The organism is Bradyrhizobium sp. USDA 4501, from assembly GCF_054062115.1.
Map to the genome: position 1 here is coordinate 6,518,131 of NZ_JBSSEX010000001.1, position 12,399 is coordinate 6,530,529.

The 12,399-nt window shown below is 65.2% G+C and carries 10 protein-coding genes; 6 read left to right on the plus strand and 4 right to left on the minus strand.

The features are described 5' to 3' along the window. The first annotated feature begins 31 nt into the window (after nt 1-31). The 3 genes from ACVWZM_RS29980 (at nt 32) to ACVWZM_RS29990 (ending at nt 3,070) form a co-directional block, all read left to right on the plus strand. A complete protein-coding gene (locus ACVWZM_RS29980) occupies nt 32-1,579 on the plus strand; it encodes a hypothetical protein (RefSeq protein ID WP_456855490.1) in 1,548 nt (515 codons plus the stop codon). Nucleotides 1,580-1,678: 99 nt separating this feature from the next. Beyond that, nucleotides 1,679-1,843: a hypothetical protein gene (locus tag ACVWZM_RS29985; RefSeq protein WP_168855758.1), complete on the plus strand. Its 165-nt coding sequence runs from the start codon at nt 1,679-1,681 to the stop codon at nt 1,841-1,843. A 198-nt stretch (nt 1,844-2,041) separates the two neighbouring features. Further along, a complete protein-coding gene (locus ACVWZM_RS29990; protein ID WP_057016162.1) occupies nt 2,042-3,070 on the plus strand; it encodes an IS110 family RNA-guided transposase in 1,029 nt (342 codons plus the stop codon). A gap of 360 nt (nt 3,071-3,430) precedes the next feature. On the opposite strand, the gene ACVWZM_RS29995 is transcribed toward ACVWZM_RS29990, so the two are convergent. Together ACVWZM_RS29995 and putA are read right to left on the minus strand one after the other, a co-directional pair. Beyond that, the gene (locus ACVWZM_RS29995; RefSeq protein ID WP_057019265.1) at nt 3,431-4,636 is read right to left on the minus strand and encodes a CaiB/BaiF CoA transferase family protein; all 1,206 of its coding nucleotides are present in this window, start codon (nt 4,634-4,636) and stop codon (nt 3,431-3,433) included. A 171-nt stretch (nt 4,637-4,807) separates the two neighbouring features. Then, on the minus strand, nt 4,808-7,816 hold the full coding sequence (gene putA / locus ACVWZM_RS30000; RefSeq protein ID WP_456855491.1) for a bifunctional proline dehydrogenase/L-glutamate gamma-semialdehyde dehydrogenase PutA: 3,009 nt from the start codon (nt 7,814-7,816) through the stop codon (nt 4,808-4,810). A 114-nt stretch (nt 7,817-7,930) separates the two neighbouring features. Here putA and ACVWZM_RS30005 point away from each other — a divergent pair, with 114 nt between their 5' ends. The 3 genes from ACVWZM_RS30005 (at nt 7,931) to ACVWZM_RS30015 (ending at nt 11,389) form a co-directional block, all read left to right on the plus strand. Further along, nucleotides 7,931-8,392: an Lrp/AsnC ligand binding domain-containing protein gene (locus ACVWZM_RS30005; protein ID WP_456855492.1), complete on the plus strand. Its 462-nt coding sequence runs from the start codon at nt 7,931-7,933 to the stop codon at nt 8,390-8,392. Between the two features lie 104 nt (nt 8,393-8,496). Beyond that, entirely contained in the window at nt 8,497-9,120 is a 624-nt protein-coding gene (locus ACVWZM_RS30010) for a hypothetical protein (protein WP_057019267.1), read from the plus strand. 196 nt (nt 9,121-9,316) lie between these two features. Continuing rightward, nucleotides 9,317-11,389, plus strand: coding sequence for a tetratricopeptide repeat protein (locus ACVWZM_RS30015; protein ID WP_456855493.1), 2,073 nt, complete (start codon nt 9,317-9,319; stop codon nt 11,387-11,389). Nucleotides 11,390-11,602: 213 nt separating this feature from the next. Here ACVWZM_RS30015 and ACVWZM_RS30020 read toward each other — a convergent pair whose 3' ends face one another. Both ACVWZM_RS30020 and sorB read right to left on the minus strand, forming a co-directional pair. Then, nucleotides 11,603-11,803, minus strand: a complete 201-nt coding sequence (locus ACVWZM_RS30020; RefSeq protein WP_057019268.1) for a cold-shock protein — start codon at nt 11,801-11,803, stop codon at nt 11,603-11,605. A 283-nt stretch (nt 11,804-12,086) separates the two neighbouring features. Beyond that, nucleotides 12,087-12,398, minus strand: coding sequence for a SorB family sulfite dehydrogenase c-type cytochrome subunit (sorB, locus tag ACVWZM_RS30025; RefSeq protein ID WP_456855494.1), 312 nt, complete (start codon nt 12,396-12,398; stop codon nt 12,087-12,089). Between the last annotated feature and the right edge of the window lies 1 nt (nt 12,399).

Consider the following 12,399-nt stretch of genomic DNA (forward strand, 5'->3'; position numbering starts at 1 on the left):
ATAGGGTTTGCCGCGCGGTGTTAGTGGGGGCATGAGCCGCGCGCTGAAATGCCTTCTGGTGATGTCCGTTCTGCTCTGCGGCGCCGCGCCTGGACGTGCCGCCGAGGATCGCGCGCTCGAGCGCGGCGCGGCGGTTATCGATCCCGCCATTCTGCGCGAGCTCGATCACGGCCGCTTCAACCTCGGCCGGATGCTCGCGCCGAAGCGTTCCGCCGACACGCCGCTGTCCAACCGTGATCTGTTCGGGCTCGCCGCGATGGTTCCGGTGCGCGAGGCGCTGGATCGCGAGTTCGATCGCTATGTCGCAAAGCATAAAGCAAGCCTGCCGAATGAGAGCATCGGCATCGGCGACGGCTTCGCGTTTCAGCTGTTCGATCGCGCGCTACTTGAATCCTCCGACGTCCGCTTCGTGCTGTCAGGCATCGTCAACCGCATGGACCGCGCCTATGTGGCGCCGAAAGATTGCGGCGAGATCCGGTTGATCTACCGGCTGACCCGTACCGATGTGTCGCCGATCGGCGAGAACGCGGTGTCGCAGCGGCTGCCGATGACGCTGAACCTCGTGCTGAAGGCGAAAGGCGACGGCAACGACGCATCGCTCGGCTGCCGCGAAATCGCGCGGCGCTGGCTCGCGACCGGCAGCGCGCCGCCGGCGATGGAGAAGTTGCTCGGCAAGGATGGTCCGCTCGACCTGATCGATGCGCGCAATATCGATCGTATCGAGACCAATCTGCAGATCGCGCACGCGCCGAAATCCGCGGTGCGCGATTTCCGCACCGACTATCTGCTCAAAGTGTTCGATTATGACGGCGTGGCAAAACGGTTTGCCGAAGCGCCGCTGGAGAACCAGATCGATCGCGACCGTATTCTGGCGGACGGGGCACTGAGGCGCGACTTCAAGGCGTGGTTGCTCGATCCCAAACATCTTGCCGAGCTCGATCGCGGCACCTTGCTGATCCCCGATCGCTTCCTCGCGACCGTAGCGGTCGCGCCGACGCCGACTGGTTTCGATGTCAGCGAGCTGGAGCCCGAATTCGGCATGGTGCAGGGTGAGGGCACGGCCGGCAATGCGGTGTTCTCCGATGGTGACGTCGTCGGCGCCCTGCAGAAGGCTGCGGCCGACGGAACGAAGCTGCAAAACATCCAGTCGCTGGCCGGCTTCGAGCGGCGCCTCAACGATGTCACCTGCGCGGGCTGTCACCAGACCCGCGGCATCGGCGGCTTCCATTTCCCCGGCGTCGACTGGATGGCGGCAAAGCCGTCGAACTCCACCGTGGTGCCGGCCTCGCCGCATTTCTTCGGCGACCAGCCTCGCCGCCGCGATATCCTCGCAAGCTTCCGCGACGGCAAGGCGCCGGACTTTTCGCGCGGCTTCTCCAACCGGCCGCAGCAGCGCGGCAGCGCGGAACTTGCCGGCACCGAATACAGCGACGGCTGGGGCGCGCATTGCTATCTGCCGGGCGCGAGGCCCGCCGAGACCGACCGCAGCTTCCGCGGCTGGACCTGCGCCGACGGCCTTGCCTGCCAGGTTGCCGGGAAGGCCTCGCGCATCGGCATGTGCTTCGTGAAGGGCCGGTGATTTCCGCCGGAACCGAAGCCGCTGCGCGTCATTATTCGATGCTACATTCCACGTTGCGACCATGCCCCGAACAGCCCAGCCTTGAGCGGAGACCGGCCGATGAGTGCTCCCGAGGACGACAAGCAGCGCGACCGCGAGATCGCGGCCAACGAGGCCGAGCGTCAGGCGGTCAGCGCCGTCCGCGTCAGCAGCTGGGCGATCGGGCTCGCGGTCATCCTCGGCATCATCGTTGTGGTCCTGGTCTGGGCCTGGATGAAAAGATAGCTTTCTAGGCGTTGGATGCCTGCGATGGAATGCTCGCTGACCTAGTAGATGGGGTAACGGGCCGGCCGCCCGCTCGCTACGGCGCAATTTGGAAGCGCGCTCGCGAGCGGCCTGTTGGTTGGAAGGCGGTCGTCCCTCAAACTGATGGTGTTCAACGGAGTCGGGCAAGCCCGCTCCAAGCATCATTAAGGGACGACCATGTACCACTATGCAGGAATTGACGTGTCTTTGGAATGCTCGAGCGTTTGCCTTGTCGATGGGACAGGCAAGATTTTGCGCGAGACGAAGGTTGCGAGCGAGCCGGCGGCGCTGATCGCCTGGTTCCGGTCGCTGGGTCTGGTACTGGAACGGATCGGGCTGGAGGCAGGCCCCTTGTCGCAATGGCTGTATGCGGGTCTGCGAGACGCAGGGCTTGCGGTCGAGCTGCTGGAAACGCGGCACGTTCGCGAAGCCTTCAAGTCGATGCCGGTGAAGACGGACCGCAACGATGCCCGCCGGATCGCGCAGTTGATGCGGCTCGGCTGGTTCCGGCCGGTGCACTGCAAGTCGGTCGCGGCGCAGGAGACCCGCGCCATCCTGACGGCGCGCAAGCTGCTGCAATCCAAGCTTCGCGATGTCGAGAACAGCCTGCGCGGCATACTTCGCGGTTTTGGCCTGAAGGTCGGTGCGACCACCGAGCGCACGTTCGCCGGACGCATCCGCGAGCTCGTGACCGGCCATCCCGGACTGGAGTTGGTCGCGGCGGCGCTGCTCCAAGCCCATGCGGTGCTGCTGCGGGAGTTCAAGAGCCTGGACAAGCACACCCAGAAGCTCGCCAGGACGCATCCATCCGCCAAGCTCCTGATGACAACGCCGTCCGTTGGTCCGATCGTGGCGCTCACCTATGCCGCGGCGATCGACGACCCGAAGCGCTTCCGCTCCTCGAAGGCCACGGGAGCCCACTTTGGGCTCACCCCGAAGAAGTACCAGTCCGGTGAGACCGACTACACCGGCCGCATCAGCAAGATCGGGGATGCCTCCGTGCGCGAGGCACTCTACCAGGCAGCTCACGTCATGCTGACCAAGCCGGTCAAGAATTGCTCGGCATTGAAGAGCTGGGCGATGCGGATCGCCCGGCGCGCAGGCATGCGCAAGGCCAAGGTAGCGCTGGCTCGCAAGCTCGCCGTGATCCTGCATCGCATGCTCGCCGACACCAAACCGTTCAACCCGATGACCAAGGCCATCTAGCCAGGAGCAGCAATCGGTTCCGGGCGGGCCACGACACCAGGCTCTCCCCGAGCGAAGTCCCTCCGCTGGGACGATGGATCCGGTCAGGCCGCCATCCGGGAAGTGGCTCACGACCACGCAATCCGTAGATTGGCCGGCCGGCTCCTCAATGCACCCCATCAGGCGACGGCCTTCGCGCCGATCCCGTACAGAAGCAAGTGCCCGGCGAGTGGATGACGCGAAAAGGGATTGACTAACCAAGGCCCGTTACAGAAGCCCGGATGGAGCGAAGCGAAATCCGGGATTGCGTGATCCGATTGCGAGACTTGTCCCGGATTTCGCTTCGCTCCATCCGGGCTACTCACGAAGGTGGTTAGTTCGCTACGCCACCGCGCCCGACGCGCGCAGCTTCTGGATCGTGGCCTCGTCGTAGCCGGCCTGGCGCAGGATCTCGTCGGAATGCTCGCCGACCTCGGGCGGTTTGCGCGGCTGCACCTTCCTCGCGCCGTCGATGAAGATCGGGCTGTTGACGGTCAGCATGGTGTCGTTCTCGAAGCGCACCAGCACCTCGTTCTCGATCATCTGCTTGTCGTTCGGGATGTCGTCGAGGATGCCGACGACGCCGAACACGAGACCGTTGCCGTCGAGGATCTTGCGCCATTCGGCGAGGTCCTTGCCGGCGAACACCTCGTCGAAGATCTTGATCAGCTCGACCGAGCGCGCATGGCGGTCCGCCTTGGTGGCGAAGCGCGGATCGGCGACGAGATCCTCGCGGCCCATGCAGCGCGCCAGCGTTGGCCATTGCCGGTCTTCGTTGAGCAGCGACAGGATCAGCCAGCGGCCGTCCTTGCACTTATAGTGGTTGGTGACCGCGTTCAGCGCCTCCTCGCGCGGCTTGCGCTTCTTGAACTTGGCGCCGGCGAGCTTGGCCTGCGCCAGCACGCCATTGGCCCAGACGCCGTTGGCCATCAGATTGGTCGAGACGTGCGAGCCCTTGCCGGTCTTCTCGCGCTGGAACAGCGCGGTGACGATCGCGCCGTAGAACGCCATCGCGCAGGGGTGATCGCCCATGCCGGCGACGGAACGGGCCGGCGTGGTCTCCTCGTCGGCGCGCACGAGATCCATCAGGCCGGAGCGGGCCCAATAGGCGTTGGAGTCGAAGCCGGGCTTGTTGGCCTCTTCGCCCTTCTCGCCATAGCCGGTGAAGGACGCGTAGATCAGCCGGTCGTTGAGATGGGCAAGATGGTCGTAGGTGATGCCGAGCTTTGCGCGCACCTGCGGCGGCATGTTGGTGATGAACACGTCGGCCTCGGCGACGAGCTTGTACAGCACCTGCTGCGCGTCAGGCTTGGTGAGGTCGAGCGCGAGGCTCTTCTTGTTGCGGGCCTCCAGCATCCACGCGAAATTGTGCTCGCTCGATGGATAGCCGGGCAGATTGGGCAGATTGCGATAGGGATCGCCGGCGCCGGGCGGCTCGATCTTGATGACGTCGGCGCCGAAGTCGGACAGCACGGTGGCGGCCGCGGGTGCCGCGATGAAGCTCGCGCAGTCCAGGACCTTGAGCCCGTCAAAAATGCCTTTTTCCATCGTGCCGTCGCTCCCGTGGCGCTTGTTGGTGTTTTTCCGGTAGCTGGAATTATCGCAAGCAATGATCCCGATCGGACCGCCATTTGACCCATCTGGGGGGCACGATGCAACCAAGTCATTCCGGACCTGGCGCCCATGCACCATGCCGGAATGACATGTCGGTGATGAGTATTACTCCACCCCCGCCATCAGCGCCGCATTGCCGCCCGCGGCGGCGGTGTTGATGGTGATCGTCTGCTCGGTGGCGAAGCGCGCGAGGTAATGCGGGCCGCCGGCCTTGGGGCCGGTGCCGGACAGGCCGCTGCCGCCGAACGGCTGCACGCCGACCACCGCGCCGATCATGTTGCGGTTGACATAGATATTGCCGACCTGGAGGCGCTCGATCACGTGCTCGATCGTGTCGTCGATGCGGGAATGGATGCCGAGCGTCAGCCCGAACCCGGTCGCCTCGATCGCACTCAGCACCTCGCCGAGCTTGTCGGCGCGGTAGCGCACCACATGCAGGATCGGGCCGAACACCTCTTCCTTCAATTGCCCGGCCGCCGACAGTTCGAAGATGTGCGGCGCGACGAAATTGCCTGATGGCGCCTCGCCGGCGAGATGCACGCGCGCCTCCTGCTTCATTTGCGCGATATGCGCATCGAGCCGCTGCTTGGCGTCGGCATCGATCACCGGTCCGATATGCGTCGACGGTTCGGAGGGATCGCCGATCTTCAATTCGCGCGCGGCGCCGGCGATCATCTCGATCATGCGGTCGGCGACGTCGTCCTGCACGAACAGCAGCCGCAGCGCCGAGCAGCGCTGGCCGGCGGAGCGGAACGCCGAGGTCACGACGTCATCGGCGACCTGCTCGGGCAGCGCGGTGGCGTCGACGATCATGGCATTGATGCCGCCGGTTTCGGCGATCAGCGGCACGATCGGGCCGTCCTTGGCGGCGAGCGTGCGGTTGATCGACCGCGCGACCTCCGTCGAGCCGGTGAAGACGACCCCGGCGATGGTGGGATGCGCCACCAGCGCGGCGCCGACCGCGCCGTCGCCCTGGATCAGATGCAGCGCCGATGGCGGCACGCCGGCCTGATGCAGCATGGCAACGGCTTCGGCTGCGATGCGCGGCGTCTGCTCGGCCGGCTTTGCGATCACCGCATTGCCCGCCATCAATGCCGCCGTCACCTGGCCGAGGAAGATCGCGAGCGGGAAATTCCACGGCGAGATCGCGACGAACGCGCCGCGGCCGTGCAGCTCCAGCACATTGCTTTCGCCGGTCGGGCCCGGCATCGTCTCGCCTTCGCCTAACAGCTTTTGCCCCAGCGCGGCATAGTAGCGGCAGAAGTCGATCGCCTCGCGCACTTCCGATAGCGCATCATCGAGCGTCTTGCCGCCCTCGCTTTGCAGCAGAGCGAGGAAGTGGGCGCGGCGCTGCTCGAGCAGCTCCGCGGCCTTGTCCAGGATCGCCGCACGCTTTATGGCCGGCGTGGCGTTCCAGGCCTTGAAGCCGCGGCGCGCCGCGGCAACGGCGGCATTCGCCTGCTCGGTGGTTGATGGCGTGACGGAAGGCGAAGCCTTCCGTTCGGCCGCGATCGCCGACGTCAGCGCGCCGAGCGCCTTGCGTTCGCCGAATTCGATGCCGTGCGAGTTCTCGCGCTGCGGCCAATAAAGCTCGGCCGGCAACGGAATCGCGGAGTGCGACGCCTTGTCGTCGGTGCCGACGATCTCGGCCGGGCGGCGCAGCAGGTCCACGATGGACACGCGATTGTCGGCGGCCAGCGCCACGAAGGACGAGTTGGCGCCGTTCTCGAGCAGCCGCCGCACCAGATAGGCGAGCAGGTCGCGGTGGCTGCCGACCGGCGCATAGGTGCGGTGGGCGATCTCGGGCCTGTCCTCGCCGAGCTGGGCGTAGAGCGCTTCGCCCATGCCGTGCAGCCGCTGGAATTCGAAGCTTGAGGGATCGTCGGCGAGTTCGAGGATGGTTGCGACCGTCAGCGCGTTGTGGGTGGCGAATTGCGGAAACAGCCGAGGCCGCAGCGCCAGCAGCTTGCGCGCGCAGGCGACGTAGTTCAGGTCGGTCATCGCCTTGCGGGTGAACACCGGATAGCCGTCGAGCCCGCGCTCCTGCGCGCGCTTGATCTCGGTGTCCCAATAGGCGCCCTTGACCAGGCGCACCATCATCCTGCGATCCAGCGCACGCGTCAGCGCATCGACATAGTCGATGACGTCGGCGGCGCGCTTCTGATAGGCTTGGATCGCGAGGCCAAAGCCGCTCCAGCCGGCGAGCGAGGGGTCGGCGAATGCGGCGGCGATGACGTCGAGCGACAGCTCCAGCCGGTCGGCCTCCTCGGCATCGACGGTGAAGTTGAGGTCGAACGCCTTGGCGCGGCGCGCGAGATCGATCAGCTGCGGCACCAGCTCGGTCATCACCCGCGCGTGGCTCACCGCCTCGAAGCGTGGGTGCAACGCGGAGAGTTTCACCGAGATGCCGGGCCGGTCGGGCAGGGGCTGATCGCCGGCCGCCTTGCCGATCGCATCGATGGCGCGGGCGTAGGATTCGAAATAGCGATGGGCATCGTCGGCGGTGCGCGCACCCTCGCCGAGCATGTCGAACGAATAGCGCGAGCCGCGCGCCGTGTGCGATTGCGCGCGCGACAGCGCCGCCTCGATGGTCTCGCCGAGCACGAAATGGCTGCCCATCAGCCGCATCGCCTGCCGTGTCGCGGCGCGCACCGCCGGCGCACCGAGTCGCTTCGTCAGCCGCCCGATCGTGCCCTGCGGCGTCTCGCCGGGCTGGATCACGCGCGCCGACATGCCGAGCGCCCAGGCCGAGGCGTTGACCAGGAACGCGCTCGATCTGGTCTCGTGGTTGACGAAGTCGCCCTGACCGAGCTTGTCCTCGATGAACTGGTCGGCGGTACGCGCGTCCGGCACCCGCAGCAGCGCCTCCGCCAGCACCATCAGCGCCAGCCCTTCCTTGGTCGACAGCGCGAACTCCCGCAACATGTCCTCGATCCCGCCGAGCGGATCGTCATTGGCCCGGATCGCCTCGATCAGGCGCGTCGCGGTGCGGTCGATCCGTGCCTCCGCCTCCGCGCCGAGCGTCGCGTCCTGGCGCAGGCGGGCGGCGATGGCGCTGTCGTCTGGCGCATACGGCGCGCTGAACGGGGGCGGGAGCGGCAACGGGTCTGGCATGGCGGTTCCTTGAGATTGTGTGGGAACACGTACGCGCTAGTGAACCGTAGTTCGATAGACAAATTAGCAGATTTGCCTTAAAAAATCAGGATCAATTCGAGAATTACCGTAGATATGACAGAAATCGACAAGACTGACCGCAAAATCCTCTCGATCCTGCAAGGGGATGGCCGGATTGCCAATGTGGAGTTGGCGGAAAGGATCGGCCTGTCGCCGACCTCGGTCGGCGAACGGTTGAAGCGGCTGCAGCGCGACGGCTTCGTCGAGGGCTATGGCGCCCGGCTCAATCCGCACCGGCTCGGGCTTGGCCTGCTGGTGTTTGTCGAGGTGCTGCTCGACAAGACCACGCCCGATGTATTCGAGAAGTTCGCCAGGGCGGTCCAGACCGCGCCGGAAGTGCTCGAGTGTCACATGGTGGCCGGCGGCTTCGACTATCTGGTCAAGGCGCGGGTCGCCAACATGACCGCCTATCGCAAGTTTCTCGGCGAGACCCTGCTGGCGCTGCCGGGCGTGCGGGAAACGCGAACCTACGCGGTGATGGAGGAAGTCAAGCGCGACGCGCCGCTGCCGGTCTGATCCACAGCCATGCGCCGGATGTCTTGGCATCGCGACACGCCCGCGATAATCCTTTGGTCGAGTTGGGGCGGTGGTTCATGAAAGACGCTGATCAGCCGATACGAATGAAGCGGGCCGGATTTGCCGGCGCGCTTGCTGTGCTCATGCTGTCGTTGCCGTCGGCCATGCCGGCCCGCGCGGCCGAGCTCAGCTCCGGCATCCTGCAGCTCTACACCTCGGTCTCGATCTATCCGCCGTCGGCGACGGGGATGACCGTCTGTTACGGCTTCGTCTGCCGGCGTCGCGAGATGCTCGACTTCAGCGCAGCCGACCGGGCGGCTCTGGCCAAGATCATGGCCACGGGCCGCGCCAATGCCGCCGCCGAACGCGCGGCCGTGCAAAAGGCCGTGATCTGGTTCGACCGGCGCATGGGGCCGATCCTCGGCACCGACAAGCGCGTGGCGAAAGCGGATTTCCGCGCCAACGACGACAAACACAATTATGATTGCTGGGACACGACGCGGAACACGACCAGCCTGATGCTGGTGATGCAGGCGTGGAACCTGTTCAGGTTTCATGACGTTGGGGATCCCCACTACCGCGGATTTTCGTTGGTGCAAACGCCGCACAACACCGCCGTTCTCGTCGAGCGCGCGACCAAGGTGGAATGGGCGGTCGATCTCTGGCCCCGCGGCTATCTGCAACCGCCTGATGTCATGACCGTCGCCAAATGGGTGACGGAAGATTGAACGGCTGAGCGTCGCAGCTGCGCGTTCCGCGCTGTTCCATCCTCATGGATCGCAGGGATAGCGTTGGAACCGAACGCCAGGATTCGAACAATAGCTTCGCACGATATGGTTCCAAAAAATACGTTCAGTGCCGATCACCATAAGAACCAAGTGACGCGTTAACACCGGCAGCATTCGGTCAACCCGAGGCTACCATATGCGTTCACGTTCGATCTGCATTGATGCCGCCACCCGCGGCGTTCGTTTCCCGCAGCTGCTGGCGCTTGCGCTGCTACTTTGGCCCGTGCTCGCCGGTCCGGCCCGCGCGGGCGATGTCGAGGATTGCAGCGGGCCGCCGACGGACAAGGTCGAGGCGGCGTGCTCGGGCATCATCAACGATACCGCACGCTCCACGGAGGACCGCACCAAGGCCTTCACCGGCCGCTCGCGATTTGGCATCGCGCGCGGCAAGATCGATCAGGCCCTCAGCGATGCCGATGCAGCGGTGCAGCTGAATGGACAATTCGTGCCGGCGCTGATCGCGCGCGGCTATGTCCAGCAACGCAAGGGCAGCTTGGATCAGGCCCGCGCCGATTTCGATCGCGCGATCGAGCTCGAGCCGAAGAACCCGTTCGGCTTCCTGGCGCGCGGCAATCTGCGCGCCGACCAGCACGCCTGGAGCGATGCGATCTCGGATTACGACCAGGCGATCACGTTGCGGCAGGATCTTCCCGCTGCCCGTGTCGGGCGCGCGCGGGCCTATGTCGAAACCGGACAGCCCGATGCGGCGGTGGCCGACGCCAACACCGCGATTGCCGTCAACGCCGGCACGCCGAATGCATTCTACTGGCGGGGTCAGGCCCATCGCCGCAAGGGCGACATGGATAAAGCGATCGAGGATTTCTCGCGTGCGATCGCGCAGGCGCCGCAGGCCGAGCGCAACGCTTATTTCGCCCGTGCCCAGCTCTACAGCGCCAAGGGTGACTATGCCCGCGCGATTGCCGACTTCGACCGGTTGTTGGCGGTGCTTCCCGACAACAAGGAGATCCAGCAGCAGCGCCAGCAGGCGGTCACGATGCAGGCCGAACTCGCCAAGGCAGCAGGCGGCGCCGCGCCGCCGCAGGCCGCACCGGCTCCAGGCGCGCCGCCGGCGCGGCCAGCCGGGCCGGCGGCGGGTAACCAGCAGGTCGAGCAGGCCAAGCAGCTCGTCGCACAGGGCAACTACGCGGGCGCCGTTGCCAATCTCACCCAGGTGCTGGGCGGCGATCCCCGCAACGAGGCTGCGCTGCGCCTGCGTGCAGTGGCCTATTCAAAGCTCGGCCGGTCGGCGGACGCGCGCAACGATCTCAATGCCCTGCTCAAGGTCAAGCCGGACGATCCGCAGCTGCTGGCGGCCCGCGCGCTCAATGCCGCCGGCACGCGGCAGTTCGATCAAGCGATGGCCGACGCCGGCCGTGCCATCACGCTCGATCAGAACAATTCGTTGGCGTATCTGGCGCGTGGCCTCGTCAAGGCCGGCACCGGCAAGGTGCAGGACGCGCTCGCCGACTACGATCATTCGATCTCGCTCAATCCCAAGGAGACGCTCGCTTTCACAGAGCGTGGACTCGCCCATATCGGCCTCAATCAGCTCGACAAGGCGCTGCTGGATTTCGATCAGGCCCTGGCGCTGGTGCCGACCAATCTGATCGCCAAATCGTGGCGCGGCCTCGCGTTGATGCTCAAGGGCCGCGCAGATGAGGGACTGGTCGATATCGACGCTGTGCTGGAGCGAAGCCCGAACAATCCGACGGCACAGCTCGGCCGCGGGCTCGCGATGCTGACTTCCTCCCAGTACGACCGCGCCATCGCCGCCTTCGACCAGATCATCACGCGGGCGCCCAACGATGCTTTCCCGCATGTGCTGCGCGCCCGGGCCTATCTCGGGCTGAAGAAGCCGGATAACGCGATGAAGGATCTCAACTTCATCCTCTCTGCGCGGCCCGATTATCAGTCGGCGCTGACATTGCGCGGCATCACTTGGTCGGCGTTGCGCAACTACGACAAGGCGGTCGAGGATCTCGACCGGGCGATCGCGCAGAAGGAGACGGTTGAGGGCCTGTTCGCCCGCGCCAAGGCGCATGAGGCGCTCAACCATGTCGACAAGGCGACCGAGGACTTCCGCAAGGCCACGCAGCTCACCCCGTCAAGCGTGTTCGACGTGCTGGCGCAGGCCGAGTCGAAGCGCAAGGTTCAGCAGCTGTCGAAGCGGGTGCCGTGCGGCAACGGCCAGAGCGGCACGTGCCTGTGATGCTGCAATGCGCAGCCGCGCGCTTCCCGGCGCAAAAGGCTGTTGTCGGCGCGCGAGCGGTGGCCGCCGAAATAGTTCAACGCCATATAGTTCAACGCCATGGCGCGCGGGCATCGTGCCCGCCCCGCCGAACGTCACGTTGTCTGGTGTGTGGATCGGCCCCCACTCCCGGATGGCGTCCGAGAGTGCGCCGCCGGATCTGGCGCTGTGACGCTAGACCTTGAGATTTTCGGCTGACGTCTTGCCGCGATTTGCAATCTCTTCGTATTCAACCGACTGACCTTCGTTGAGGGTCTGAAGGCCAGCCTTCTGAACTGCTGAAATATGAACGAAAATGTCCTTGCCGCCCGATGCGGGCTGGATGAATCCATAACCCTTGGTCGGGTTGAACCACTTCACTGTACCTTTGGGCATTCCAGTCGTCTCCGCGGAATCAATCGAAAACAGACCAGTCGGTCCCCGCAAAAACCGGCTTGTCCGCAACGACAGGATAGCAGTTTGAAAAAAGCTGGGTAGATCAAACGACGGTGTGTTTTTGACCGGAAACAACCCGCTTTGCGGGGGTTTTACGCCGGATTGCCCGTTTCGTGGTCAATTGATGCGCTGCAAAAACGGACCGGTTCCAATGTACCGAACTGGATCGATCGTCCCGCGCGCTGCCTTTTCGGCCGGCACGCGGGGATCGACCGGCCGCGTTTCAATAGGTCGCGGAGAGGTATTCGACGATCTTGCCGACGTCGGCTTCGTCGATCGGCGCACTGTAGACCTTGATCATCTTGGTCACCTCGGCCTGCCAAAAATCCTTCTTGAACTTCTCGCCCTGCGGTTGGGTCTTGATGTAGTCGGCAGAGTGGCAGGCGGTGCAGTTGTTTTGCACCACCTCGAGGTTGGGACCTGGCTTGAAGGCCGCGGTTTCCTCGGGGACCGTGTAGTTCACGGGCGCGGCGATGGCGGCGCCGATCGACAGCGCGGCGATCGCGGCGAGGGATGGAAGCAGCTTGCTGGTCATG